General features: G+C 41.7%; 22 protein-coding genes. 7 read left to right on the top strand and 15 right to left on the bottom strand.

Translation table 11 applies throughout. The annotated features are described in order from the left end of the window. Positions 1-51: 51 nt before the first annotated feature. Positions 52-2,703: a glycoside hydrolase family 16 protein gene (locus PASHI_RS07570; RefSeq protein WP_062565368.1), complete on the bottom strand. Its 2,652-nt coding sequence runs from the start codon at positions 2,701-2,703 to the stop codon at positions 52-54. 318 nt (positions 2,704-3,021) lie between these two features. Further along, positions 3,022-4,101: an iron-sulfur cluster carrier protein ApbC gene (gene apbC, locus PASHI_RS07565; protein ID WP_062565145.1), complete on the bottom strand. Its 1,080-nt coding sequence runs from the start codon at positions 4,099-4,101 to the stop codon at positions 3,022-3,024. A gap of 178 nt (positions 4,102-4,279) precedes the next feature. Between apbC and metG the strand changes: the two genes are divergently transcribed. After that, positions 4,280-6,304, top strand: coding sequence for a methionine--tRNA ligase (gene metG, locus PASHI_RS07560; RefSeq protein WP_062565144.1), 2,025 nt, complete (start codon positions 4,280-4,282; stop codon positions 6,302-6,304). A 93-nt stretch (positions 6,305-6,397) separates the two neighbouring features. Here the strand turns inward: metG and PASHI_RS07555 are convergent, their stop codons facing one another. Together PASHI_RS07555 and lepB are read right to left on the bottom strand one after the other, a co-directional pair. Then, positions 6,398-7,213 (bottom strand): hypothetical protein, encoded by an 816-nt coding sequence (locus tag PASHI_RS07555; protein ID WP_062565143.1) that lies wholly within the window; start codon positions 7,211-7,213, stop codon positions 6,398-6,400. Positions 7,214-7,296: 83 nt separating this feature from the next. Further along, complete coding sequence (lepB, locus tag PASHI_RS07550; protein ID WP_062565142.1) at positions 7,297-7,956, bottom strand: signal peptidase I; 660 nt, start codon at positions 7,954-7,956, stop codon at positions 7,297-7,299. Between the two features lie 184 nt (positions 7,957-8,140). On the opposite strand from lepB, the gene PASHI_RS07545 reads away from it, so the two are divergent. Next, complete coding sequence (locus PASHI_RS07545) at positions 8,141-8,599, top strand: hypothetical protein (RefSeq protein WP_062565141.1); 459 nt, start codon at positions 8,141-8,143, stop codon at positions 8,597-8,599. Continuing rightward, positions 8,600-8,806: a helix-turn-helix transcriptional regulator gene (locus tag PASHI_RS07540; protein WP_054552938.1), complete on the top strand. Its 207-nt coding sequence runs from the start codon at positions 8,600-8,602 to the stop codon at positions 8,804-8,806. A 58-nt stretch (positions 8,807-8,864) separates the two neighbouring features. Here the strand turns inward: PASHI_RS07540 and PASHI_RS07535 are convergent, their stop codons facing one another. From PASHI_RS07535 to aceK, 4 genes are read right to left on the bottom strand one after another with little or no spacing between them, the layout of a single operon-like run. After that, positions 8,865-9,125, bottom strand: coding sequence for a DUF2999 family protein (locus tag PASHI_RS07535; RefSeq protein WP_062565140.1), 261 nt, complete (start codon positions 9,123-9,125; stop codon positions 8,865-8,867). 53 nt (positions 9,126-9,178) lie between these two features. Further along, positions 9,179-10,141 (bottom strand): zinc-binding dehydrogenase, encoded by a 963-nt coding sequence (locus PASHI_RS07530; protein ID WP_062565139.1) that lies wholly within the window; start codon positions 10,139-10,141, stop codon positions 9,179-9,181. A gap of 8 nt (positions 10,142-10,149) precedes the next feature. Beyond that, positions 10,150-10,542 (bottom strand): hypothetical protein, encoded by a 393-nt coding sequence (locus tag PASHI_RS07525; protein ID WP_062565367.1) that lies wholly within the window; start codon positions 10,540-10,542, stop codon positions 10,150-10,152. A 52-nt stretch (positions 10,543-10,594) separates the two neighbouring features. After that, the gene (aceK, locus tag PASHI_RS07520) at positions 10,595-12,424 is read right to left on the bottom strand and encodes a bifunctional isocitrate dehydrogenase kinase/phosphatase (protein WP_062565138.1); all 1,830 of its coding nucleotides are present in this window, start codon (positions 12,422-12,424) and stop codon (positions 10,595-10,597) included. 105 nt (positions 12,425-12,529) lie between these two features. On the opposite strand from aceK, the gene PASHI_RS07515 reads away from it, so the two are divergent. Beyond that, positions 12,530-13,477, top strand: coding sequence for a LysR family transcriptional regulator (locus tag PASHI_RS07515; RefSeq protein WP_054561245.1), 948 nt, complete (start codon positions 12,530-12,532; stop codon positions 13,475-13,477). A 111-nt stretch (positions 13,478-13,588) separates the two neighbouring features. Next, positions 13,589-14,032, top strand: coding sequence for a hypothetical protein (locus tag PASHI_RS07510; protein WP_054561244.1), 444 nt, complete (start codon positions 13,589-13,591; stop codon positions 14,030-14,032). Here PASHI_RS07510 and icd read toward each other — a convergent pair. From icd to PASHI_RS07480, 6 genes are all read right to left on the bottom strand, one after another. Next, positions 14,029-15,303, bottom strand: coding sequence for an NADP-dependent isocitrate dehydrogenase (gene icd, locus PASHI_RS07505; protein WP_062565137.1), 1,275 nt, complete (start codon positions 15,301-15,303; stop codon positions 14,029-14,031). The genes PASHI_RS07510 and icd overlap by 4 nt on opposite strands. 92 nt (positions 15,304-15,395) lie before the next feature. Continuing rightward, complete coding sequence (locus tag PASHI_RS07500; RefSeq protein ID WP_062565136.1) at positions 15,396-18,077, bottom strand: 7TM diverse intracellular signaling domain-containing protein; 2,682 nt, start codon at positions 18,075-18,077, stop codon at positions 15,396-15,398. 37 nt (positions 18,078-18,114) lie between these two features. Beyond that, the gene (locus PASHI_RS07495; protein WP_244269379.1) at positions 18,115-20,379 is read right to left on the bottom strand and encodes a TonB-dependent receptor; all 2,265 of its coding nucleotides are present in this window, start codon (positions 20,377-20,379) and stop codon (positions 18,115-18,117) included. A 142-nt stretch (positions 20,380-20,521) separates the two neighbouring features. After that, positions 20,522-22,753: an NAD(P)-binding protein gene (locus PASHI_RS07490; RefSeq protein ID WP_062565135.1), complete on the bottom strand. Its 2,232-nt coding sequence runs from the start codon at positions 22,751-22,753 to the stop codon at positions 20,522-20,524. 2 nt (positions 22,754-22,755) lie between these two features. After that, a complete protein-coding gene (locus PASHI_RS07485) occupies positions 22,756-23,703 on the bottom strand; it encodes an acetoacetate decarboxylase (RefSeq protein ID WP_332393174.1) in 948 nt (315 codons plus the stop codon). A 46-nt stretch (positions 23,704-23,749) separates the two neighbouring features. Next, positions 23,750-24,325: a dienelactone hydrolase family protein gene (locus tag PASHI_RS07480; protein ID WP_062565133.1), complete on the bottom strand. Its 576-nt coding sequence runs from the start codon at positions 24,323-24,325 to the stop codon at positions 23,750-23,752. Between the two features lie 362 nt (positions 24,326-24,687). Between PASHI_RS07480 and PASHI_RS22070 the strand changes: the two genes are divergently transcribed. Then, complete coding sequence (locus tag PASHI_RS22070; protein WP_165381452.1) at positions 24,688-24,855, top strand: hypothetical protein; 168 nt, start codon at positions 24,688-24,690, stop codon at positions 24,853-24,855. 113 nt (positions 24,856-24,968) lie between these two features. Then, positions 24,969-25,832: a TIGR02285 family protein gene (locus tag PASHI_RS07470; RefSeq protein ID WP_062565131.1), complete on the top strand. Its 864-nt coding sequence runs from the start codon at positions 24,969-24,971 to the stop codon at positions 25,830-25,832. A gap of 61 nt (positions 25,833-25,893) precedes the next feature. Here PASHI_RS07470 and PASHI_RS07465 read toward each other — a convergent pair whose 3' ends face one another. Continuing rightward, on the bottom strand, positions 25,894-26,472 hold the full coding sequence (locus PASHI_RS07465; RefSeq protein WP_054552925.1) for a YceI family protein: 579 nt from the start codon (positions 26,470-26,472) through the stop codon (positions 25,894-25,896). Position 26,473: the final 1 nt, after the last annotated feature.

Below are 26,473 nucleotides of genomic sequence, written 5' to 3'. Positions count from 1 at the left end.
CATGGATACTGGGTGCTGTAATCAGCACCCATCACTTGTTGCCAATGTTAATTACGGGTTTGCAATAACTGCATTATCAATACGGTAAACCGCACCTTCACCCATCCCCCATGACGGGAACACCATAACAACGTCGATTGCACTAATATCAAGACCTGCACTTAGTAAGTCAGCAAGTGTATAAGTATACGTTTGCCACTCACCAACCACCGGCTCGACACCTTCTTGACTTGCACTTAATGCAAGCTCCACAGCTTGACCTGCATCGTTTGATTCAATCTTGAATAACCACTGAGCATCTTGGTCGCTGGCGTTTGAAACTATCTTCATTTCAAAACGAACCACACCTTCAGATAATAAGTGCGATGCATCAAAGCTCACGCCATCATCAGCTAAAAAGCCCATTACCGTAGCGGTAGAACCAATTTGAAATTCTGCCACAGAGCCATGAGTTTCATCGTCAGTTTCGACTGTTGGCGTGCTACCAGCACAACAATCCCAAATGCTCCACTGATCTGCCACGTTTTCAGCAAACAGCGTCAGCTCTGATGCTGCCGATTCTTGCTCTGGTGCATAAATGCGAGCATTGTCGACACGGTAAACTGCACCTTCACCTTGACCCCATGCAGGGAAAATCATGATTACATCAATAGCACTTACATCTAAACCTGCGTTTAATAAAGTACTGATTGGGAACGTGTATGTTTGCCATTCACCAGCAACAGGGTCAACACCTTCTGAGCTTGTGTTAAGGTTAACTTCTACTGCTGTTGCACCTTCATTAGACTCAACTTTTAATAGCCAAGGCGCATCTGGTGTTGATGATAAAGAGGTGATCTTCATCTCAAACTGCAGCATGCCATCATCAACCAATGCTGATGCATCAAACTGCGTACCACTACCACCTGATGAAGTACGGTTAATAAAGCCCATTACCGTAGGAGTTGCACCAATAGAGAACTCTGCAGTAACACCATGTTCTTCGTCGTCGACTACTTCAACAGGTGTTGAACCACCACAACAATCCCATAGCGGCCAATCAAGATTAGTTTCATCAGTGAATAAAGTTAATGAAGGTAATGTTGTTGTGCCGCCATTGGTAATTTCAACATTATCAACACGGTAAACAGCACCCTCACCTTGACCCCATGCAGGGAAAATCATGATTACATCAATTAGCGATACATTTAAACCTGCGTCAGCTAATGTTTGCAGTGGGAAGGTATATGTTTGCCATTCACCAGCAACTGGGCTAACACCTTCAGTACTATCACTTAGGTTGAGCTCAACGGCTGTCGCGCCTTCATCACTTTCGATTTTAAATAACCAAGGTGCATCTGGTGTAGCGGGCAGCGAAGTCACTTGCATATCAAAAGTTACATAGCCGTCTTCTAACATTGCACTTGCATCATAAGGTGACGCTTCACCGTTTTCATCGGTAATAAAGGCATCACGGCTAATAAAGCCATTTACTGTAGGCTCTGCACCCACACTAAATTCAACTACATTACCACGGTCTGCATCTTCAACTAACCCTGGCGTTGTGCCACCACAACAGTCCCATGCAGGCCAGTTAGGGTTAAAGCTGCTATCAAAGATAGTAAGCGGTGTTACAGTGCCATCACTTGGTGGTGTTGGAGCAGGAGCTGCGCCTTGCACAAGTGCATCTTCTAAATTGTCATAACCTGGGCGAACTGTTTCACAGCCTTTACCTGTGTCTGGGTCTTGAGCACATTCATAAACACGTACATAGTCAACTTCAAAAGTTTGACCATTTTCGAATGCAGTTGCATCAATACCAAGGGCATTAACATTTTCAGGCCAATCACCGCCAACAGCAAAGTTTAAGATTAAATAAAACTCTTGGTTATATGGCGCTGCATCCCAGAAAGTTGTTAACTCACCAGTTGTTTGATCAAAGTACTCTGTGTACCAACCCTTATGTTTAAGAGCCAGTGCCTCACCGTCAGCGTTATAAAGTAATTCTGATTGGCGCTGTGTTGCATATAAATAGTCATCTACGTACCAACGAATTTCACCCTCTTGCCATTCAATAGCATAAGTATGGAAATCATCAGCAGGATTAGAATCTTGCGCGAAGGTATAGGCTTTGCCACTACTATCATTATTTGGCCATGCTTGACCATAATGTAATGTGCCGTAGATATTTGACTCTAGACCATCATCATTTTCGACTTTTAGGTTCACCGACTCAACAATGTCGATTTCACCAGAACGAGGCCATTCACCGTATACTTCGTCGGTTGGCATCATCCAAAACGCAGGCCAAGAGCCTTGCCCACTAGGTAGCTTTGCGCGTACTTCAAAGCGACCATATTTAAAATCAGCTTTATAGCGAGTATTGATACGTGCAGATGTATATGGTTTTGCTGCACCCTCTTCTGCAGGTAATGCAACAATATTAAGAATACCGTCTGCAACGAAAGCGTTTTCTTCACTGTCGGTATAACATTGTTTTTCGTTATTACCGCCACCCGCACAGTCTATTTCGAAATTCCATTTGTTGTCATCAATGGCATCGCCGTCAAAGTTATCTTCCCAAACCATCACCCAATCTGAAACTGGTTCAGTTGGATCGACAGTGTCTATTTTTGTATCTGTGGCAGAGCCACCGCAGCCAGCTAAAGTCGCTACAGAAAGCGCCATTGCTAGTTGTGTTAAGTGTGTTTTGAATTTGTTCATTGCATTGAACCCTAACATTATGTGTTTGTTAGTACTCAACTGATATATATAGAGTATAGTTTTAATCAGTCAATTGTAAGCGCTTACATTGGAGGTCAAATAAAAAGCCCTTTTAATGTAAGCGCTTTCATTAGAGTATGACACGGTTACTAAAACGTCAATAAAATATTAACATTTACTGCGAAATTGTTTTTAGTCTAAGTGATTAACAAGGCAATACGTGAACAAAAAATGAGGAAGTACCCTCACAGCAAGACAAATTCACTAATAACAACTTTATTAATTGAAAAAGTCTCGCTGTAAAAATATTTGCTGCGATCAGTCTTCGGTAATGATGATTTCAACAGAACTTGACTGCGCCTGTTGGTAATACAAGCTACTAGCAAGCACACGGGCAGCGGTTTTGTATGTTTCACTTATTTGAGCCGCGTTGTCTTTGGCAATTAAGTCGCCCTGCTCTGAGCTTTCGCGAATTTCAATAGCCAGCGGAATATTAGCAAGCACAGGCACGCCATGACGATGCGCTAATGTCACAGCGCCATCTTTACCAAATACATGATTGGGCTCACCACAATGTCCACACAAGAAATAACTCATGTTTTCAATTAAACCAAGCACAGGCACGTTCACTTTATTGAACATAGCAATGCCCTTTTGTGCATCGGCTAAGGCCAAATCTTGAGGCGTGGTAATGATCACAGCGCCACTTGCTGGTACTTTTTGGCTCATGGTTAATTGAATGTCACCGGTGCCTGGAGGCATATCAACAATTAGGTAATCAAGCTCACCCCAGGCGGTTTCGTTCATTAACTGATTAAGCGCTCCCGATGCCATTGGTCCGCGCCAAACGGTTGCATCATCGCTAGGTACTAAAAAGCCGATCGACTGCGCTTTGAGGTTGTGCGCTTCAAAAGGAAGTAAGTTTTTATCATCGGCTGCTTTCGGCTCAGCACCTTGTAGGCCAAGAAGCAGCGGAATAGACGGGCCATAAATATCGGCATCGAGAATACCCACTTGGGCACCCTCTTGCTCTAAAGCTGAGGCAAGATTCACCGCCGTAGTTGATTTTCCGACGCCGCCCTTACCTGATGCAACGAGCACAATATGTTTAATTTGCTTAAAACTATATGTGCTAGGTAATTTCACTTTAGCGCTAATTGACACAGGCACTGATAGTTTATCAGCGACAAATTTTTCAATCTCGTTGATTTCGCCACAGCCAGCAAAAGGTAGGCTAAGTTTTACCTGCCAGCTTTTATCGCTGTTTTGATTAAGCTCTTCGAGCCAGTCTTGCTCAATGCCAATGACAAATGCGCTACTACGGTAGGCGGCTAAGGCAGCAATGATAGGTGCTTTTTCAGCCGATTTACTTGAGAATAGTTTTGACAGTCCAAACATAGCAATAAATTAGCGTTTCTTTGATGAAAAGTGCTGCGGAATTATGTAACATTCATGGCATTAAAACCAGACAATTAGATAATATCATTGCTTTAGGTTGTATATAAGCAACTCACAATGAATTAAATAATGATATTCGAGCATATTTGCATCGAACTAATCTCAATTCGGAATGATTATGGCACAGCGAAAGATCCTGATTACTAGCGCATTACCTTATGCCAATGGCCCGACTCACTTAGGTCATTTACTAGAATATATCCAAACTGATATTTGGGCGCGTTTCCAAAAACAACAAGGTCATGAAACCTACTACGTTTGCGCGGATGATGCTCACGGCACACCAATTATGCTTAATGCGCAAAAGCAAGGGATCACGCCAGAAGAGATGGTTAAAAACGTGAGTGTTGAACGTCAACGTGACTTTGCTGATTTCAATATTGAGTTTGATAACTATCACAGCACGCACAGTGAAGAAAACCGCTATTTCAGCGAGCTAATCTACAACCGTTTAAATGAAGCGGGTCACATTAAAAAGCACACTATTTCTCAACTTTTCGACCCAGAGAAAGGTATCTTCTTACCAGATCGCTTTGTAACAGGTACTTGCCCAACGTGTAAGTCTGAAGATCAAAACGGTGACAGCTGTGATTCTTGCGGTGCAACTTACAGCCCAACTGAGCTTATCAACCCACGCTCTGTTATGTCGGGTGCTGAGCCAATCTTAAAAGATTCTGAGCATTACTTCTTCGACCTACCTGCTTTTGAAGACATGCTTAAAGAGTGGTTACACTCAGGTACGATTCAACAAGAAATGGCGAACAAGCTTGATGAATGGTTTGCAGATGGCCTACAGCAGTGGGATATCAGCCGTGACGCACCTTACTTTGGTTTTGAAATCCCTGGTGCACCGGGTAAATATTTCTACGTGTGGCTCGATGCACCAATCGGCTACATGGCAAGCTTTAAAAACCTGTGTGATAAAAAAGGGATTGATTTTGATGCATTCTGGAGCGAAGACTCAGATGCAGAGCTTTACCACTTCATTGGTAAAGATATCATCTATTTCCACAGCTTATTCTGGCCTGCAATGTTAGATGGCGCAAAATTCAGAAAGCCAACAAATGTATTTGCCCACGGTTTTGTAACTGTGAATGGCGCGAAGATGTCTAAATCAAAAGGCACTTTTGTTAAGGCACGTACTTACCTTGATAACCTAGATCCTGAATATCTTCGTTATTACTACGCAGCAAAACTAAACAACGGCATCACTGACCTTGATTTAAACCTTGAAGACTTTGCACTACGTGTAAACTCAGACTTAGTAGGTAAAGTGGTTAATATCGCAAGTCGTTGTGCAAGCTTCATCACCAAGAAGTTTGACGGCAAGCTTAGCGACACCGTAATGGACGAAGCGCTATTAGGTGAGTTCCAAGCAGCTGCTGCAAGCATCGCAAACCACTATGAAAACCGTGATTACAGCCGTGCAATTCGTGAAATCATGGCCCTTGCTGATAAAGCAAACCAATTCATCGACGCTAAGGCACCTTGGGTATTGATTAAAGACGAAACAAAACAACAAGAAGCACACGATGTATGCTCACTTGGTTTAAATATGTTCCGTGTACTTATCACCTACTTAAAACCTGTTCTTCCAGGTATGGCTGCAAACGTTGAAGCCTTCTTAAACGACGGTTTAACATGGCAAGGCGCGCAAAAAGCGCTTGTTGGTCACGCAATTAATAAGTTCAAACCGTTAATGCAACGTGTTGAAATGGATAAAGTAAACAAAATGATTGAAGAGTCAAAAGAAAGTCTAGTTGCTGAAAAAGACAAGATTGATCCAAACAGCCCACTAGCAAAAGAACCTATCAGCCCAGAAATCGAATTTGATGATTTTGCGAAAGTTGATTTACGCGTAGCAAAAATTGCTAAAGCAGAACACGTTGAAGGCGCAGATAAGTTATTAAAACTAACTTTAGATTTAGGTGGCGAAACGCGCCAAGTATTCGCAGGCATTAAATCTGCGTATGCACCAGAAGACATTGAAGGCAAGCTAACGGTAATGGTAGCGAACCTTAAGCCTCGTAAGATGCGTTTCGGTATGTCTGAAGGCATGGTATTAGCTGCAGGCCCTGGCGGTAAAGAAATTTATATTCTTAATCCAGATGAAGGCTCAGAGCCTGGCATGCGTGTAATGTAATTACACAATTGCTAGTTAATATAAAGAACCGTTGTGTTTCAGACACAACGGTTTTTTTGTATTTAATGAATGCTTTAGATTAATGTTGTTAGCTTATGAGCTTGGGCATGCAGGATACTCAGTCAGTACTTGAGTAATTATTTGCCCAAACTGCTGGTGTTGTTGTTCGGTAATCGCAAAAGCAGCATTGTAAGCTAGGGTATCTGCAAGCTCACCTGTTATAACTTCATAAAAAGTCATCGCGGTCAGTAAGTGCCCTGCATCTGAAGCATGATTTCCATCTGCACTGTAAAAATTAAGCTCCGGTAATGCGGCGATTGCTTTGTCCCAAACTAAGCCGATTGGTGCTACACAGCTTGCCTCTTTTTCACTAATCGACAAATGCAATTGATAGACAAGCTCTCCTTCTTTGCTGTCACCTTGCTGTGGATGCTCTGGAAACAAAATAGGTGTAATTTCCAGCTCTTTTGCACTGGCAATTAATCGCTCAGTCTCACTTGTAGAATAATTAACAGAGCCAGACTGAGAATACTTTTGACCTTGAAAAATAGCATGGCTCCAATTGGCTTGCTGTAGCTTTTCAACATTGCCCGATGTGTTCACTATTTCATCTAAAAAGCGACCACTGACGGTAAGAGTTGAAACTTGAGCGTTGGTTAACTCACTGGAAATAAGCTGTTCAAGCAAATCCCCTAATCTAGCGCTATGGCTATTGCCATAAATAATAATATGATAGTCAGCACTGCCACTGTTATCGACAAGCTGAGCACCTGTATCTGGTGTTGAGCTGTTAGTGTCATCAACTTTTGTAGATTCGTTTTTTGAGCTCGAACCACATGCAACTAGGCTAATCAAAAAGACGAGTAACAAATAATATCGAATTAATCTAGTAAACTTATCATTTATCATACTTTACCTTTTGGCTTATTATTTTTATGTCGTTAATATTGAAACACAAAATTATAAATTGCCAATTTTTGTACGATTTTTATCTAGGGTGCTAAGTACAAATCATGCAAGAGTCGCTCTTTTCGAGGTAAGTAATAATCATCATAATCAAGTGACACTATGACTCTTTTAGCTTTACCTAATAACTCACTGCGAGGCACTAGCCCAATCACTCGTGAGTCTGCACTATTATCACGGTTATCGCCCATCGCTAGATACATATCTTTGGGAATAACGACAGGTGCAAAATGCTGCATCACCGAGGGCGTTTTTGATACCTGAATAGCGTGCTGAACACCGGCAAGGTTTTCAATGAGTATCTGCTGCTCTTGCTTATCATCAGTTAATGCGTAATCAAGTGCTTTACCGTTAATGATCAATCTATTATCTACTAATGTCACTGTATCGCCAGGCACGCCAACGACACGCTTTATTAAGCGATTATTTGCAGCTTTAGAGTCAAATACAATGATATCACCGGCTTTTGGCTCATCTGTGCGCATTAGCGAAATATGACTAAATGGCACACGCAGATCATAAGCCATTTTATCCGTTAAAATTCGATCCCCTTCAACGATGGTCGGGTTCATTGAACCTGTTGGCACTTCATACCAATCAGCCACCGCACTTCTAAAAACACTCATCAAGCAGATAAATAAAATCAAAGAGCGGTTATTTTTCCATACTTTCAAAAGCCAGTTCATATTCGTTCCTTATTTGTTGTTTGTTTTCATAAGAGCCTGTGCGGTACAAATTAGTTCTTAACTAAATGTAACGAAATACGTCAATGATAAAAATACCATACATGATGTTAAAAATATTTGACACAGCAAGCAATGAGTAGTTTACTTAACACCAAGTCAAATATTTTTTACATAGGGTGAAAAAATGAGCTACAAAGAAATGACAATTTGGGGCACCTTGGTGGTAACCATAGGCCTTTTAAGCTATTACCTGTTAGGTATTAATTCACTACAAGCCGCGGGGGCTCTAAGCCAAGAGACCATGGTGTCTTATTTGTATAAGGTTGTTGTAGTAGCGGTGATCCTAGAGATCATTATGCAATCTGTGCTTGCGGGTATTAAACACAAAGAAGCAGACTTAGGAGATGATGAGCGCGATAAGCTCATCGAGCTAAAAAGCACCAAACTTGGTCATTGGTTTTGCTCTGCAATTATCTTAATGTGTGTATTTTTAACAACGCAAATTGAGCGTGTGTCTGGACGTATGCTGTTACCTGAGGTCTCTGATCTATATAATATTATGCACTTTCTTATTATTGGTTTTTTAGTGAGTGAAATTATTACTATTGCCAGCAAAGCATATTTATATCGAAGAGACAGCTAAATGACAAAACAGCTCAGTAATACTATTCGGGAACTTCGATTTCATCACAATGAAATGACTCAGCAAGCATTAGCAGAGGCTGTTGGTGTTTCAAGGCAAACTATAGTAGCGATTGAAAAAGGTAAATATTCCCCCTCTCTTGAGGTGGCTTTTAAGATTGCTCAACTGTTTGATAAAAAACTAGACGACGTGTTTTCGTATCAATAATACCAACAAAAAAGGTTAGCCAAATAGCTAACCTTTTTTACATTCGTATCATTTAATTTTATGACTGCTGATTTTTAAACTGCGCTTTGGCTTGCTCAACTTCATCATCACTGATACCCACTGATTCAGCCGCTTCTTTAATAAGGTGTGGCTGCGTCATCACTAATGCCATCAATTGTTGAAGCTTTTCTGGTGGGATACCTAACTGTTGGACCAGACCCATTGCCATCATTGGGTTTTCCATAAACGCTTGAAACAGCTCACGCACTCTCTCGTCACTTACATTGTGCTCTTTGAGCATTGCAATAATAGGGTTCATATTAACCTTTACTTTTAACTACTAATAAAACCAATAATATGGGCAAATTGATGTTATTCAACTAACATCACCACTTTTCCCGAGTTTTCGTTGTTATCTAAAATGCGGTGCGCCTCATTTGCCTCTTGCCAATTTAAGGTTTTATAGATATTGCAATCGAACAGGCCGTTGGCCAAGTCATCATAAAAACGCAAAATAAACTGCTCTTTTAAATCACGTTTAAATTCAATTGAACGGTTACGCAAGGTTGATGCATGAAAGGAAATACGTTTGCTAAGCAGCCTTGCAAAGTCAACCTCAGCAAAGCGGGCATCTAAAAACGCTAACATTACAATTTGGCAATCCATTGCTGCAACGGCAGCATTTTTATTTAAATAGCTTCCTGAGACAGGATCAACAATGGTATTTGCCTGTAAATTATTGGCTTTGAAATACTCTACAAAGTCGGTGGTTTTATAATTAATGGTGTGGTCTGCACCAAGCTGTTTGGCATGCTCACACTTTTCATCGCTGCCTGCGGTTATCACTACTTGAGCACCCGCGCGTTTTGCCATTTGAATTGCCGCCCCTCCGACACCACTAGCTCCCGCATGGATCAGTGCCGTTTGCCCCGCTTTGAGCTGACCAAATTGAAATAAGGCAGAGAAAGCCGTTAAGTATACTTCACTGATAGCAGCGCCCTCTGCCATTGTCATTTCATCTGGTAACGGCATCACTTGCGCAGCATCAACGGCAACATACTCGCTGTAAGCACCGCCCGCACACAAGGCAAAAACGCGTTTATTAAGCCAATCTCCCGATACTGCACTGCCTTGCTCAACAATGGTACCGGCGCATTCTAACCCTAGAATTTCACTGTCACCTTTGGGCGCAGGATATTTGCCCTGTCGCTGTAAACAATCTGCCCGATTAACGCCGATTGCTGCAACAGCAATAAGAACTTCGTTATCTTTTAGGGCTGGTTTATCTGTTTGCGCAAAATGTAACTCTGAGTCTTCGTGCTTAATATAACGCATATCACCTTCTATTTAATTCGTTGCCAGATCTCAGCTTCGACTAATTTGCCATTTTCATACAAGGTGTGGTGCCACAAGTCACCTTCTATTTTGTAATCAAATGACATGGTCTTACCAAGTAGTGAAGGTACATTACCATAGGAAAAAGTTTCGATAAATTGCTGGTCTTGCAAAACATATTTGCCGCCACTAGCATAATGAAAGTTGCCTTGCTTTTGGGTGATATAGCTAAAATGACTGGGTGTAATCAGTTTAACAGAGGTAATTTCTGGCGCTTTTGCCGTCACATAGCCGTCATTGGTTGCATATTTGCCTTCAACAAATTGCCAGCTACCTAATAACGGATTGGCGCTTACCATAGACGAAATAAATAAACTCGATAATAACAGTGTGTTTTTCATAGTGCGTTCCTTAGCAATTTTTTCAATAGCATACGCTAACACTATGTTCCTATTAAACAGTTATAGGTTGAGATTTTTTCATTTGAGCTCTCATCGACGAAAAGCGCCAAGACTGCTTATAAGGATAAACATCAAGCAATTGCCCATCGTTTATGGCAGTTTGTAATTGCTGCCACATCGTGGCAGTGAAAATATCTTGATGTGCAGCATTGAAGTGATCAAACGCTCGCTTATTAGCGCTAAAAAATACTTTAAACTGGCTCGGAAATACGTCGTTTTCGGCAATATCAAAGTAGCTTTCGCTACTGAGTTCATCCAATGAGTCATCGGTTTTTGGCAGTTCTCTAAATTGACACTCTGTCATCGGGCAAATTTCATCGTAATCGTAGAACACCACTCTTCCCCAACGAGTTACACCAAAGTTTTTCATCAGCATATCACCGGGGAAAATATTAGCCCCCGCAAGCTCTTTTATCGCTTTACCGTAATCAACCATTACTTGCTGCAGTTTTCGCTCATCACAGTCGTTGATGTATAAATTAAGCGGCGTCATTTTTCGCTCTACATAAACATGGCGCAAAATAAGTGCATTCCCCGAGATCACTAAGCTATCGCCAATTTGCTGCTGCATTGTTTGTATAAGCTCATCACTAAATCGGCTTAAATCAAACGCTAAATAACGAAATTCGTGGGTATCAACTAGCCGTCCTACTCGGTCGGCTTGTTTAACAAAGTCGTACTTAGCCATTACTTGTTGTTTGGTGGCCGTTTTTGGCGCACTAAATTTATCCTTTATTACCTTATACACATAATCTGAGCCTGGGGTGGTAAATACCAGCATCACCATGCCCGGCGTACCCGGCGCAAGTGTGTATTTATCGTCAACGGGGCTATTACGGGTGGTATCAACTTTATAACGATAAAACTCGGTTTTCGCGTGTTTGATAAAGCCTATGGCATTAAACAGCTCAAAACGTTGCTTATGAGGCATTAAAACACTGAGGTAATCAACATATCGGGCGGGTTGGTCAGTGTCGACCATAAAATAAGTACGCGCAAAGCCAAACAACAAGCTGAGTTGATCAGCTCCCATCATCACAGCATCAATGTGAAGACCTTTTTCACTGTTTAATAGCGCAATCGCAAATGGCATGTTATCGCCATTTTTAGCAATACAGCGGCCTATGATGTAACACGCCTTATTTCTGAAAAACAATGAATTAGCGTATTCAATATAACCGTCGTTGAGTGCAAGCAGCTCATAAACTTGTGGGCACTGCTGTTTCGCTCCAGCAATCAAGGTGCGCTGTAACATGGCAACATCATTAGTAAAATCAGCGTATTGTGACCGAAACACATGGCGCTTTATCAAGCCACTAATCGCACTTTCAAAGCCATTTTGCAGGGAAATACGGCTTACCAGTGAATCAAAGGGTCTTGGCCCCAGTTGATATCGTGCTTTTAGTACAAACAAGTGCACATTGCGAATTTTTCGTGAGTCCCAAATTGCACCGAAGGTTGAGTTAAAAAACGTATGAGCAATGGGCTGGTTTTCATGGCTTTGCACCATTTCTGCGTATATTTTTTTGGCTAATAACCAAAGCGCTGGGTCGTCTACTTCGCTATAAGCAATAATTTTTACCGCTTGGCTTACCTTTTTGACTTGCCCTTCGTAAACTTGCAATCGCGATTTCATAGCCCCTTGAACTTGATGCCACTGGCGCTGTTCAAAACGACTTTGTGCACCTAGGGTAATATTTAAAAACTCTGCAAACATAGCCTCAAAGCCAGCATACACCGCACGGGCAAGCTTAGTCGCTACGACCTGATTTAACTGTTCGCTGTGTGATTTAACAGCCAAATGTGAACTTTGCTGTGGCATTATTTTTATCGCTTATGCTGATTATTTTAGTCGCCTTGTTTACACACAATAGCAAGCGCGCTTTAATTTAGGTAATTAATAAAGATAATAAATAAGATTGATCAAATGAATATTAGGCACGTCGACCTCAACCTATTGGTGTATTTAAATGTCCTCATTGACGAACAAAGTGTGTCTAAAGCCGCCAATAAACTAGCTTTGACTCAACCTGCAATGAGTAACGCCCTTAAGCGTTTGCGAGATTTGTTTGATGATCCATTATTAGTGAGAGCCGCTGGCACAATGACGCCAACGGCAAAAGCGCTCAGCCTTAAACCTGAAATAGAATCACTGTTAAAAATGGCTGAGGAAATTACTCAGCCAAGTGAGGTATTCGACCCGAGCACCGCGAATATTACGTTTCGGATCATGGCAAACGACTATCTTGAATCAACCCTTATTGCGCCGTTTATCACCCAGCAGCTAGCAAAAAATCCGGGGCTTAATTTTGATATTTTGAGCCCAAGCGATGTTAACCTTCAAGATATGGAAAAAGGCACCATCGACCTTGCCATTAATCGCTTTAACGGCCTGCCCCGCTCATTCCACCAGGCAAGTGTGTGGCGCGACAATTACTGCTGCTTAACACACCCAGACAACTCTTACTTACAACAGCAAAACCTCGAAGGCTACCTTGCACAAGAACACATTTGGGTGAATCGGGCTGGTTGGGGCGTAGAAGCTGCAGTAACAAATAAATCAGGCAGCCAAAAACTCGGCTGGGTCGATGAGGCATTATGGCAACTAGAACAAACCCGCAATATTCGCGTATTCACCCGCCATTACATGGTGGCGAGCCTACTTTGCCAATCACCTCAACTTATTGCCACATTGCCCCGTCGCCAAGCTATGTTATTAGCAAAACACACTGATTTGGTAATAAGTCCAGTGCCATTTCAAATCGTGCCTATTGAAGTAAAAATGTTATGGAGCCCTTTGCTACATCACGCAAACCCGCATCAGTGGCTGCGTAGAGAGCTACTTGCCTTTGCCAGTACCGTGGCTGATCGTTAAAAACAGTATAATATTGATAAAATCAATATCAGTTATTGAAAACAACAATTTCATTAATAATGAGTGAAGGGCTAGAGTGAAGTTAAGCACATAAACAAAGAGAAAATGATTATGGAAACTTCAGCGCAATTCACTCAACAGGACGGCCTTTACATCAATGGTCAATTACACTCATTCATCGAGCAGCAGCTTTGTAAAAAAAGCGATTTAGCCTGCGATGAGATTTACCAAACACTGGCAACAATGGTTGATGAGTTTGGTTGCCAATGCCGTAAAACCAAACATCAAGATGATGATGTTTTACAAGCAGAGACACTGTTAAAAGCGTATAGCACAGTACGTACTCACCCGCACTGTCATGTTGATGCACAAACAACAACCGCAGTGCTAGATGAATACTGCTGCCAAGTACCAGCTATTTTAGTGGTTGCGTTAATGGATACATTAACAGGCATGACAAGCAACGAACCTGGTGCAGAGCACATTTACCAACGTGCAGCACAGTTAACAGGTAAACCATGTGTCTACGCAGTTAAAAGCGCCAATGCCGCTTAATATGGTTCATTATTTGAGTTACTTATTCGCGCGATGATGCTTGTTGCAAAATCACTGCAACTAAGCATCGTCGCATCGGCTACTAGGTTAGCCAAATCAAACGTCATTTCACTTGCGCTAAGCGTCTGCTCTAGGGCTTTTTCTATATTATTCGCCGCTTCGTGCCAGCCCATAAAACGTAGCATCATGACCGCACTTAAAATACTGCTTGTTGGATTTGCACTGTCTTCTCCGGCAATGCGATTAAATGTGCCATGAGTCGGTTCGAAAAAGGCCACTTCATTATTTAAATTTGCTGCAGGCATAATACCTACCCCACCCACCTGCGCTGTAAGCATATCAGCCAAGTAATCACCGTTTTGATTTGTTGTCACCACTACATCGAATTGCTCTGGGGTGAGCAGCGCTTGTTGTAGCATGTTATCGGCAATCACTTCTTTGATGATTAAATCATCTTGATCGTCTCGTTTGATCACTAACCAACGACCATTTTCATGCGCTACAGCGTTAAACTCTTGCTCAGCAAGTGCAAATGCCCAGCGTTTAAACGCGCCATCGGTAAATTTAAGTACATTGCCTTTGTGCACCACAGTCAGTGATTCACTGTGCTCTTTGAGGGCAAAGTTTAGGGCGTAACGCATTAGTCGCTCTGCTGCCTCTTTCGAGCTATTTTTTATGCCAATGCCACATTGGTTATCAAAACGAAGTCGGGTGACCCCCATTTCTTGGCACAGAAAATCAAGCATACGTTCGTTGTCAATACTGCCAGCCTGCCACTCAATGCCCGAGTAAACGTCTTCGGAGCTGTCGCGTATTACTGTGATTTGGGTTTTTTCAGGCTCTTTTAAAGGAGATGGTAAATGCGGATAACTGCGAATGGGCCGCATGTTAACGAATAAATCCATCTCATGACGAAGGGCCACATTTAAAGAGCGAAAACCACCGCCGAGGGGGGTTGTTAGCGGCCCTTTTATGGCAATTTTATACTGTCTAACGGCATGTAGGGTTTCTTGCGGGAACCAGTCGCCATCGTAAAGCGCAGCTGCTTTTTCGCCATTGAACACTTCCATCCAGTGTATTTGTTTATCACCTTGATAAGCCTGTTTCACTGCAGCATCAACAATATCACGCATCACCGGGCTGATATCTTGACCAACACCATCGCCTTCAATGTAAGCAATAACCGGGTTATCAGGAATATGCCATTGACCCTTACTATCGATAGTAATTTGCGCGCCATTCGAGGGTACTGAAATATGTTGATACTGCATCATGCCTTCCCAGCAAGGTGTTTTAATAATATTAATATCAAGAAATAGCTAATTTGTCTGTGCTTACAAAGAAATAGCCGCTATTCAAGCAATCAATGCGTTACCTTGGTTATCTCGTCTTGCATGGCACAAAATAAGGATGCAATAAGTTGCGTATCGAGCGTGACGGTATCTTTTTTAAGCGCAGCATCAACGGCAACCGCCTTAACATAAAGCGTTTCACATTCGAACATGTTCGCAGCGCCCTTAAGCATATGAACATTTCTGCTTAAGCCATCAATGTCCATATGTTTGTATTGCTCGCGCATTTCTCGATACTGTTCTTCAAGACCTTTTATGTAGTCATCTTTAAGCGCCTGAAACTCTTTTTCAGGTAACTTGATATCGGCTAACTCATCGCAATCTAAGTAACTGGCAATTTTATGGCTAAACGCGTTTCTATCAATTGGTTTGGCGATTAAATCATTGAAGCCTTGCTTCATATAACGGGCAATTTCATGCTTCATGGTATTCGCTGTCAGTGCAATGATTGGCGCACTCACTCCCGTTGCTTGCATCATTTTTAATGCTTCTTGACCGTCCATAATCGGCATTTGAATATCCAGTAAAATAAGGTCAAAGCTGTCTTCGAGGGTTGCTTGCACTGCGTCTTTACCATTTTCAACGGTGGTCACTGTTAGTCCCATACGCTCTAATATTCGCGCAATTAAACGTCGGTTGTCTGGATGATCTTCGGCGAGCAATACCCTGCCCTTTAATTTCTCTGGAGCATCAAGCTTACTAAACGGTGAAGTTTCAACGAGCTTCACTTCGCTCATATCATTAAGCCAGCGTGTATTATCTGTAGTATAAATCGACATGGTGAAAATAAACTCACTGCCAGAGCCGACATTACTTTTAACGCTGATATCCCCATCCAATTTCTGCGCAAGGCTCTTTGAAATATTAAGGCCAAGACCCGTGCCACCATATTGCCTAGAAATACTTGAATCCGCTTGATAAAAGGCACTAAACAGGGCTTGTTGCTCTTTGTCTGTCATGCCAATACCGGTGTCTTTTACGCTTATCGACAACTTATCGTTATGACAGCTCACCGTTAAGGTTATACGCCCCACTTGAGTGAACTTAAGGGCGTTGGTTGTTAAGTTTAGTAAGATCTGCCTTAAACGACTCGGATCGGTAATTAGGTAGTCTGGCAATGGGAACTGATAATCAACACTGAACTTTAAGCCCTTATCACGGATTTGCTTGCCAATAACTGACTCAATATTGGCAATCGTGGCAAACAAGTCTGTTTCGACTAAATCTATTTCTAGCTTGTTGGCTTCAATCTTCGACATATCGAGTATATCGTTTATTAATCCAAGGACATGGCGGCTATTTTGCAATATAACGCCAATCCCATGGTTGCGCTCATGAGGCTTAATGTCCCCGAGCATAATGCCATCTGCATAGCCAATAATTGATGTCATTGGGGTGCGAATCTCATGACTGATATTCGCTAAAAAGCGGCTTTTAGCTTCATTCGCATCGCGAAGCTCAGAGGCAAGCTCTTCAAGCTCCAAGGTTCTTAAATGTACTTTTTCTTCTAGATTTTTGTTGAGCTCTACGTTGTCATCGTGAAGCAACCTAAACTTATCGGCCACAGCAAACGCCAGCAACATGGCGTCCATGGCTGTGCCTATCAACCCCAATAAATATAAATTAATGGAGGTAGCTGGCAGCAAGCCTAAATTAGTTAAATTACCCACCATATTTGGTAGCATCATGGCAATGTAAGCCAGCACAAAATAGCGTGCAGGCTTAAAGCCAATGAGCATACAGCGAATACCTATGTATAAGCCTAAACATAAAGCAACACCCGTTACTAACGTTGACCAATAAAAACCAAAGCTTGGCCATAAAATACAAAACGGAATACCCAAAGTGGCGATTACACCCACCGTCAGTGATAATTGCGCCAGTTTCGGAAATGTTTCTTTGAGTTTAAGTAAGTTGTTGTAAAACAGAATATTGGTTAATGGTGTGAGGGCAAAGCCGAGCCAGTGAAGATGGGGATTATAGTAACCAAACAGCTGATCAGAAATATGGAAAAAATGGCTCCAAGCAAACACCCAGGATGCTGTAAATAATGCGTAATACAGGTGTGTAACATCTCGGGAAACCAAGTAAATTAATAAATTATATAAACCAAGTGCAATGCCCACCCCAAAGCACAGCATCATGATCATATTTTCGACGGTTATGTTCTGAAAATAATCTTGATAAGGCGTTAATACCAGCTTTGCGGGAGTATAAAAGTAGTCACTCTCAAAATAAGTGATTAGTGTGTAGCGCTTACCTTTTTCAAGAGATAAGCGATTACCATAGTGAAAAGCAAATTGATTTGGCTCGACCCCGCCAGTTACAAAGTGCTGTATAGGGGCCGTTGGATCTGTTATATCGTAAATGCGGCTTTCTATTTTCGAAACCAGGGTGTTATACGGGTAGAGAACTAAATCTTCGATATCACTTAGATTTTCAATTTCAACAATTAACCAATAGCTACCGCCGACAGAGCTTATTCGAGATTGTGTTTTTTTGCTGGCTCGCCAAGCATCAATCGCAGCCACCGATTGCGGAAACATATTATCATTTGCCGTAAACACTTCACCGACATCATGAAGGTTTTGATCAGCCACGGCGTCGGTGTAGACAAACGTATCTTGTGCATTAGCCGAAACACTTAATAAAACCAAAAACAGCAGAGTGCTTAAATACAGCTTTAACCGCATTCACAAAACCCCTGTAACATCGTGGAGTTGGCAACGACTAGAATTGCATTGAAACATCAAAGCCATAGCGACGCCCTTCCCCTTTAAAGTCTTCAAGCATGCCTAAGAACGAGCTTAAATCGAACTTTAACTGACTGTATTCAGTATCAAATAAATTTTTGCCCCATAAAGTAAATGACCAATTATCAACATCATATTTTAGATGCGCATTAACAATGCTAAAGCCGTCTTGGCGGGCATAAGGGTTCATGTTCTGATCAAAATAAAACTCAGACTGATAATCGTAAATAATATTGGCCGATAACGGATATGACGCCAAGCTGGTATCATATTTTAATCCCGCTGATACATTCCATTTAGAAGTAAATGGTAGTTGGTTATCGGTAATACTATTGCCAAGTGGGTCAACGTATTCTTCAAACTCAGCATGAGGGATATAGCCAACTGAAAGTAGCATGGCTAATTGCTTAGTTGCTTGGTAATTGATTTCAGTTTCAAGACCGTAAATAGTTGAATCAGCGACATTTTCAAGCAGCTGCACAGGAGGCATTTGCGGTGTTTCTGACGCTTGGTTCATAAACACTTGTTGGTCGTTATAGTCATAATAAAACGCCGCCCAATTCATTCTAAGTTGCTTGCCAGGCCAGAACGACTTTAAGCCAACTTCATGGGCATTTAAGCGCTCTTTACCGTAGTTTGCTAAGATTGCTTGTTCTTCAGATGACAAAAAGCCGCCGTTGTAGCCACCACTTTTACTACCATTAGCAAAACGATAATAAAGATTGCTTGCATCTGAATAGCGATAATTAACGGCAAATTGACCAGTAAAGCCATTGTCTGATTGCTCATCGGTAACGCGATAAAATGGTACAAGCACTCCGTCTAAGTCATTCACATCAACCACCGCATTTAACGTGGCGATTGAGTCATACTCAAGTGACTCATAGTCATATCTAAGACCGGCTGTGATCATCCATTTATCTGCGACTGGTACTTCAATTTGGGTAAATACAGCCAAATTTTGCATCTTGATTTCATTATCGTAAATAAAGGTCGCGGTTAAGTTTGTCGGTAAAATACCCCGGAAATCACGCAAAATATCATTTAGATTATCTTGCTCAATCGTCTCATCGGCAAAATAAACACCACTGGTGAGTGTGTAATCAGCAAGTTCGTTTAATATTCTGAATTCTTGGCTGAATAGTTGGGTATCTAACCCTAATACTCCTTCGCACAAACGAGCTGGCGAGCCATCGCAGTTAAAAGCATGGCTTCTTTCTAAATCGTTAAAGCTCGAAAGTGAGGTAAATGTACTTTGCTCGTTTAAATGCCAATTCACTTCGGCGATAAAACCGTAGCCATCAGATTTATGAGGTGAGTCGTTATTGACACTCACAGCAAAGAAGTCATCACTGCCATCATTAAAACCAAAGTTATCAAAACAGCGTGTTGAGCCCGCATCTGCTGGTGAACACAGCTCACCCGTTAAAGGATTCGCGACAATACCAATACTACCAACTGGCTGGGCAATACCATCCCAATCTTCAATATGCGCTTGCAGGTAAAGATCAACGTCATCCCACTCGGACAAAAAAGACACACGGGCATTTTTTTGCTCCATGCCTGCTGTTGGTGAGTCTGCATAAGTATTTTTTGTTGAATATTCGTAGTCTTGATAGTTAACAGCAATACGCACTGCGCTGGAATCTGAGAGTTGCTGGTTCCACATACCATCGACGCTGGTGGCGTTGTTATTGGCAACACCTAATGTTAGCGAGCCATAGCTATCAAACTCAGGGCGATTTGAGCGTATTAGTATTGCACCACCGGTAGAATTACGACCAAACAAGGTACCCTGCGGGCCGCGTAAAATATCGAGTTGTTCAATATCGTACAAGTTAACAATTTGATTATTGGCAGACCCCACCGCAACACCATCAATATACATGGCAACAGGTGAGGTATTCGCCGTATTATAATCAAGTAACCCCACCCCACGGATGCTCACAGCGGGAGGCGTCCCTTCTGCGGCGTTTTGGGTGATTTTAACGTTTGGCGCAAACAAACCAATTTCAGTTGAATCTTTAAAATGCTGAGCTTTTAAAATTTCGCCATTCACTTGGCTTACCGCCACACTCACGTCTTCAATTGCTTGCGGACGCTTTTGTGCATAAACGCTAATAACTTCCATGTCTTTTTCAGTCTCAGCTCCTTGTGCAACAGCGCTTGCCATTACACATGCCGCCAAGCTTGAGCTCGACAACATCATAAACTTTGGATCTTTAAGAAAAGGACGCTTCATTGGCTTTTAGACCTTAAAAGAGGGAAACTTGTTAAATTGTTGTAATTTAGTGGTAAGTATAGACCAAACAATAGATTAAAGTCGCATATAAATCATGAAAATTCATGACTTATACGCATACTTATTTACAACTTTGCTCACACTATCCTTTTTCGAATGCATGCTCTCCGCTGATTTCGTTTGGCCAACCACATATTGCCCGGGCTGTTTGCATACCGGCCATCACAGCAGCCTCAACGCAGCCCGCATTAACCCCTGTTTTTATCCAGTCGCCAGTGATGCGCAAATTGACAAACTGACTACCATCTGTAGCCAAACGGTATTTACTCGAATCAACCACAGATAGGACATAGCGCTCACTGGGATCGACATTTACGCGCCAATATTGCTGCTCTAGTACAGGTAAAATGCTATGCGGATCACTGTAAAAAACCTGCCAATCAAACTTGTTATCAGTATAGGCTTCAGGCCAAAGTGGCCGCATATCTGAGCTAAACAAATTATGCATATTCAATTTTACTTCGGCTTTCATTTGCTCTGGGAATTGATGTGCACTGGCAGGTGGGTAGTTTTCGCAGCTAAACGCACTGCAAAAATAGGCAACATTAACTGGTGAGTTGTCACTTGGCCAATCTTCTTTATCGAGCAAGTTGCCCATTGCAGCCCAAGTATCAAACGGCTCTACAAAGCCACTTAAAATAGGCCCTTCATGAGCAGCATTAGTTTGCGTAAAGCCAAGTTGTGGGTCGGTTTTATTCAACCATACTTGGCAAGCCTGAGTCGCCACACTTTGCACTTTTGTTGCTTGTTGAGAAAGCGCGTAATCTACAGCTAAAAGTTCAGAGGCAACGTGTTCAAGAGAGGCAACCGAGACCCCTAAAATCAGTGTATCAAAATCAATACCATGGCGAAGCGTCACTGTTGGCAATGAGGTACTAAAGTGTTCTTGATACACCTCTTGCCAATTACTCCAAAATGACTCTAAATTGATTTGATATTCTTGCAATAAGTGCGCTTGTTCTGGGCTGATTTGCTCATACAGGGGTTCACTTGGCCAGCATGGCAGCTGTTTTACATCAATGAGCGGTTGATAATCTTGGCCAACTAAACTGACCTGTTGGCAAAGCTGAATCTCACTTACCTGCGGCTCACCTTGGTCAGTTTGCCCAGGAGATAAGTTAGTTAACTGATGGAAAAACTTAAACTTAACGCCGCGCTGCTTTAAAAGTTCATAAATTGGTCCGAAAATGACATCGCCCATGCCTGCTTGCATTTTCCACATCACGCCGCCTTTATAGCAAAGCCCTATACGTAACATAGCAAGGGCGGCAACGCCTGCTTCAACATTGGGTTTACTAAAGTCACCTTTAGGGTAAGCAAACACCAAATCATAAAAGCCGCGCACTGGCGCTGAATCAACGCTGTAAGTTTTGTTAGCACCATTTTTTTCGAGCCACTGACGAAAATCGTAGCAATTAATGACACCAAAACCGTCGCGATATACTTTGTCTTTAATCAGTCCTGTGAGCATTGCAATCGCAAGATCGGCACAAATATAAAGTCTGCGCAGCTCTGGGTTGTCTTCGAGTAAATCAATAACTTGGTCTTTAAACCAACGTTTTAACTTTCTGACGATATACCAAATAACCAGTCGATCGGCCTGTTTATCTGTATGGGTGGCCTGCTTTTCGGTGAACTGCAGCAAATGAGTTATCAATGTTCGTGGGTTCGAGGCAATTTCAGTTGCACCTGCTTCAATATCATCAATAAACTGCTTTGCGCCATTTAAATGGGTATCAATGTCTGCTTTGATTTCTTGATACATGTGTTTGAGTAACGATTGATCCCGTGATTTTTTAGTCACTAAAATGGTTTTAGCATCTTGCTGCTGACAAACATGCTCAATGCCTTCGGTCCATTTTTTTAGCCATGCTAATGTCATGGTGACAAAGTCCCACACTGTTATATCTAGACTGCCATCAGCGGGGTTCCCTTCAACGGTAGGAAAATCTATCGGCCAAGTTTGCCATTCGTTATCAATAAACTCTTGTAAAGCAATAAAACTGTGTGGTTTAAATGCCTGCTGCCAAGTTGCCAATGAACAACTAGCTGGTCGATTGAGTGAGTTATACACCCCTTCTAAGGTGCGAAAGCTATTCACGTAGGCGCCAAACCAAACATGTAAACCATGCTCTTCGATTCGCTGTCCAAAATGGGCGTTTCGGCCACTCGCCCCTTTACCGCCAAGTCGCCAACCCTGTTGATAAACGGTAATTTCGCGCTGGCTTTGCCAATTAGCTTGCTCGGTTAAATACACTGCCGCAGTCATCGCTGCAACACCGCCACCGACAATGGTGATTTTTTCTTTTTCCATGGTTACCCCTGTGCTGGTAACAGTTGTGTTGCGCCAAGCTGGTCAAAGTCCATATTGACGTAAAAAGGTAAATGAACCGTTTGTTTGCCAAGTGCGATACCAAACATGTCATTTAGAGGAAAGCTCGCAAGAGCTTTTACATCCAAACTAAAATCATTGTGTAAAAGTTTTAATTGGTGAATTTTTTTGATTAACGATGGTGAGTGAACCACGCTTTGATAAACGGCTTTATCTCCTTGGCCATCGGGAAATTGTTTAAACAAAATCTGATCCATCTGCGGATGAATAAACCCGTCTAACAATTGTTTAAGAAGCGATAAATCAATGCCTTTAATTTGCGCATCAAACAAATCGGTAACGTGTTTAGAAAAATGCGATAAGTTATCGAGTAAGTTTTCCTTGGTACTTGCCTGTGTTTGCTCAATGGTTAATAGCTCATGCATCGCTAATTTAGAGTCAGGGTTAAACACATCAAAACATTCTAAAGAAATACTAAAGGCGCCCGCATCACTCACAGTCGCAGGCATTTGATATTCACAGAGGTATTTATTGTAGCCCCAGGCTTCTCGGCCATTAATCAAAGCATAAATGTTATTGACGCTAATAAATGCCGGATACCAATATAAATGACTAATATCTCCATCGAGCATTTTTGCTACTGGGAGCCAAATAATAATATCGGTTTCTTGCATCCAGCCATGCTCTGAAAACGGTGGCGTTAAGGAAGAAATTTTTTCGATATCAGTGAAGGTAAGTAAACACGTGCTTCCTAACACATTAAACGAGGTTGATTCGGTTGCTAGTAGGTTTAAAGTTGCATCAACATACTGCTGCATTTTTTGCTCACAGCCAGACACAAAAAATCCGTACATTTGCGCGTTGATCATTCGACAAGGTGGTTTAGCAACAGGGTTAGATAAAAAGTGGCTGTAATTTGTTTGGTCCATCATAGTCATTACTTATATTGTTGTTTAGTAATGACTATAGACCAGTTTTTTAATCGTTGGGGACAAGTTCTGAGTTACAACACTCTTTTAGTAGCTGTTCGGTAAATTGCTGATAACCGAGCTGATTAAAATTCTCAGATAGCGGGTTCATAAACCCATGACCATAGTCGGCTATTTCACAGCTCACCTTGGCTTTACTTTTTAATGTTGCAATCACAGGCTTAATATCAAAATGCTCTTCACTGTGAGGAAAAATAAATCGACAAGGAACGTTAGCCTCAAGCTCAAGATGATGTCTAACTTGGGATGGATAAAAGGCAATGATTTTTTTAATGAAAGAATTTTTTAACTCTGCTTGAGCTCGCCAAACAGCGGCTGCGCCTGCACTAAATGCAATAATCGTGGTTGGCTGACGAATAGTAGCCATTTTTAAATGCACTAGCTCAAAATAACTGTCATGGCCGCATTGAGTCATAAAATGTTGATATTGAAACTGCTCATTTATGGGGAGCTGAATTTCCCCCATGTAAGGGTCACAAAGACTCACTTTACCGCGAAGCTGCTGAGCAAGCAGCGATAAATGCGCTGTTTTACCGAATATATCTGATACCAAAAGGTAATTCATAAGCATACTTCTTATTGTTATTTTGTGCCTAATCACAATACGCCTGTTTCTGTTAAACATCCAGAGATTATTTTTGATGTTTAAAAAATAAACCTTGCGCTTAGTTAATTCTTACAGTAATCTACTTGTCTGGTTTTTAGAAACTACGCGGTTAACCCCTTACCTTGATCCAGTAATTCCCGCATATTCGTATAAATACTTGCAACTTGTTTGCTAAATGACATTTTGATGAATTTTCAAATCATCACCAAACTGTCACAAACTTAGTCAACACTGTTAGCAAGACAACAAATGTCGGTCTGTATTTTTAAATGCCTTTTAAAGCTCTACAGACACTGACAAAAGAAAGAGTGAGTTTTATTATGTCATATAAATACAACGGATCTTTGATCCAGATCGCACATCCAGTGCAATCAATCTCGGTAAATAAACAGCGTGTAATTTTTAGTGACACGCAGGGCTTAAAAAATGCCATCTTCCAAAAGGCCAGTGATGCACGCCAATTTGTGAAGTGGTTAAAAGCCAACTAAACCCTACCGATAAACGCCAGCCAACAAGCTGGCGTTTTAGTTTTTACCACCAGCCTGCATATAGCTAAATTCCTGCTACACTTATATTTTTAGCCCATAAATAGGTAGTAAAAATGCGTTGTGTGTGGTCTATTTTACTATTACTTTTTTGCCTGCCCGTTGTTGCAACCAAGCAACCGAAGACCATTGAGTGGATCATGGTCGATTTTGCCCCCTACTACATCATGAATGACAAGTACGAAGGCACAGGTCGTGATGAAAGTGTGATCAAATTACTAGAAAAAGCACTCCCTGAAGTGTCATTTAAACGCACTTTATTGCCGGCTAGTCGTGCCGTACATGAACTATCAAACCCGCACAACAATTACTGTATGCTGTCGTTGTATCAAAACGAGCACCGTAAGCAGCATATTCAGTTTACAAAACACTCATCAACAGTGGGCTTATCACCCTCCATTGCCATACGTAAAGAGTTAGCCGCAAAACTTGAGTTAGACGTCACAAAACCAGTGTCCTTAAAATCGTTATTAGACGATAAACACTTGGCATTAGGGGTATCAATGAGCCGCTCTTTTGGCGCTGATATAGATAGCGTGATTAACGAAAGCCATGATTCAAATATCATCTCACGCCCCGGCAGAGACACCCTCGCAAGCTTGACTTATATGCTACAAAAAAAGCGTATTGATATATTACTTGGCTACCCAAGCGAGCATTACTATTTGGCGCATTCTATGGGCTTTGAAGATGAATTGACCCAACTGTCACTCACTGAAGCACCTGCATTAAGTGTTGGTTACATAGGTTGTACAAACAACGAACAAGGTAAAGAAACAGCAAAATTATTAGATGAAGCCCTTGAAAAAATAGCGCATACAGATGCTTTTCATGACGTTTTAGTACGCTGGCTACCCGATAATTTGCAACCAATTTTAGAAAAGAGATTAAAAGATAGAAACGAAAGTGCCGCTCATTGAGCGGCACTTTTATATTGACCAATCCGAGAATAAAGCGAATTGGTGGTCGTATGAATGGTGCTTACTTACGCACACCTTCAATAAATAAGCCAATATCAACATGCGTTGACGCAGGGCCAAGGTTGTAGTCAATACCATAGTCAGCTAGTTTTAGGCTTGTTTCACCTTCAAAACCAACACGGTAACCACCCCATGGATCTTTACCTTCACCAATTTTATCAATTTCAAAAGTAATGGTTTTAGTCACACCATTTAAGGTAAATTCACCAGTAACATCTGCTTCATCACCGTCTTCATCAAACTTGATTGAGGTACTTTTAAATGTTGCAGTTGGGTATTTATCAACATTTAAGAAGTCTTTACCGCGTAAGTGCTTGTCACGCTCAGCATGGTTTGAGTCGATGCTTTTAGTATCAATCGTTACATTGATTTTAGATGCATTAGGCGCTTTATCGTCATAGCTAAAATCACCTGAGAAAGTATTAAAACGACCATGTAACCAGCTGTAACCTAAGTGCTTAATTTTAAATGTAACAAATGCGTGGGCACCGTCTGTATCAATAACGTAGTCAGCTGCATTTGCGTTTGCTGTTGAGAAAAGTGCAGCACTTAGTGCTGTGCCTAATAGTAATTTTTTCATA

This window comes from Pseudoalteromonas shioyasakiensis, assembly GCF_001550135.1.
In the GTDB taxonomy this organism is placed as follows: domain Bacteria; phylum Pseudomonadota; class Gammaproteobacteria; order Enterobacterales; family Alteromonadaceae; genus Pseudoalteromonas; species Pseudoalteromonas shioyasakiensis.
This window is presented reverse-complemented; position numbering and strand designations above follow the sequence as displayed.

Bases quoted from the DNA above. Each gene is read 5' to 3' on its own strand.
- PASHI_RS07570 (WP_062565368.1), bottom strand. From the start codon at position 2,703: ATGAACAAATTCAAAACACACTTAACACAACTAGCAATGGCGCTTTCT.
- apbC (WP_062565145.1), bottom strand. From the start codon at position 4,101: ATGTTTGGACTGTCAAAACTATTCTCAAGTAAATCGGCTGAAAAAGCA.
- metG (WP_062565144.1), top strand. From the start codon at position 4,280: ATGGCACAGCGAAAGATCCTGATTACTAGCGCATTACCTTATGCCAAT.
- PASHI_RS07555 (WP_062565143.1), bottom strand. From the start codon at position 7,213: ATGATAAATGATAAGTTTACTAGATTAATTCGATATTATTTGTTACTC.
- lepB (WP_062565142.1), bottom strand. From the start codon at position 7,956: ATGAACTGGCTTTTGAAAGTATGGAAAAATAACCGCTCTTTGATTTTA.
- PASHI_RS07545 (WP_062565141.1), top strand. From the start codon at position 8,141: ATGAGCTACAAAGAAATGACAATTTGGGGCACCTTGGTGGTAACCATA.
- PASHI_RS07540 (WP_054552938.1), top strand. From the start codon at position 8,600: ATGACAAAACAGCTCAGTAATACTATTCGGGAACTTCGATTTCATCAC.
- PASHI_RS07535 (WP_062565140.1), bottom strand. From the start codon at position 9,125: ATGAACCCTATTATTGCAATGCTCAAAGAGCACAATGTAAGTGACGAG.
- PASHI_RS07530 (WP_062565139.1), bottom strand. From the start codon at position 10,141: ATGCGTTATATTAAGCACGAAGACTCAGAGTTACATTTTGCGCAAACA.
- PASHI_RS07525 (WP_062565367.1), bottom strand. From the start codon at position 10,542: ATGAAAAACACACTGTTATTATCGAGTTTATTTATTTCGTCTATGGTA.
- aceK (WP_062565138.1), bottom strand. From the start codon at position 12,424: ATGCCACAGCAAAGTTCACATTTGGCTGTTAAATCACACAGCGAACAG.
- PASHI_RS07515 (WP_054561245.1), top strand. From the start codon at position 12,530: ATGAATATTAGGCACGTCGACCTCAACCTATTGGTGTATTTAAATGTC.
- PASHI_RS07510 (WP_054561244.1), top strand. From the start codon at position 13,589: ATGGAAACTTCAGCGCAATTCACTCAACAGGACGGCCTTTACATCAAT.
- icd (WP_062565137.1), bottom strand. From the start codon at position 15,303: ATGCAGTATCAACATATTTCAGTACCCTCGAATGGCGCGCAAATTACT.
- PASHI_RS07500 (WP_062565136.1), bottom strand. From the start codon at position 18,077: ATGCGGTTAAAGCTGTATTTAAGCACTCTGCTGTTTTTGGTTTTATTA.
- PASHI_RS07495 (WP_244269379.1), bottom strand. From the start codon at position 20,379: ATGAAGCGTCCTTTTCTTAAAGATCCAAAGTTTATGATGTTGTCGAGC.
- PASHI_RS07490 (WP_062565135.1), bottom strand. From the start codon at position 22,753: ATGGAAAAAGAAAAAATCACCATTGTCGGTGGCGGTGTTGCAGCGATG.
- PASHI_RS07485 (WP_332393174.1), bottom strand. From the start codon at position 23,703: ATGATGGACCAAACAAATTACAGCCACTTTTTATCTAACCCTGTTGCT.
- PASHI_RS07480 (WP_062565133.1), bottom strand. From the start codon at position 24,325: ATGAATTACCTTTTGGTATCAGATATATTCGGTAAAACAGCGCATTTA.
- PASHI_RS22070 (WP_165381452.1), top strand. From the start codon at position 24,688: ATGTCATATAAATACAACGGATCTTTGATCCAGATCGCACATCCAGTG.
- PASHI_RS07470 (WP_062565131.1), top strand. From the start codon at position 24,969: ATGCGTTGTGTGTGGTCTATTTTACTATTACTTTTTTGCCTGCCCGTT.
- PASHI_RS07465 (WP_054552925.1), bottom strand. From the start codon at position 26,472: ATGAAAAAATTACTATTAGGCACAGCACTAAGTGCTGCACTTTTCTCA.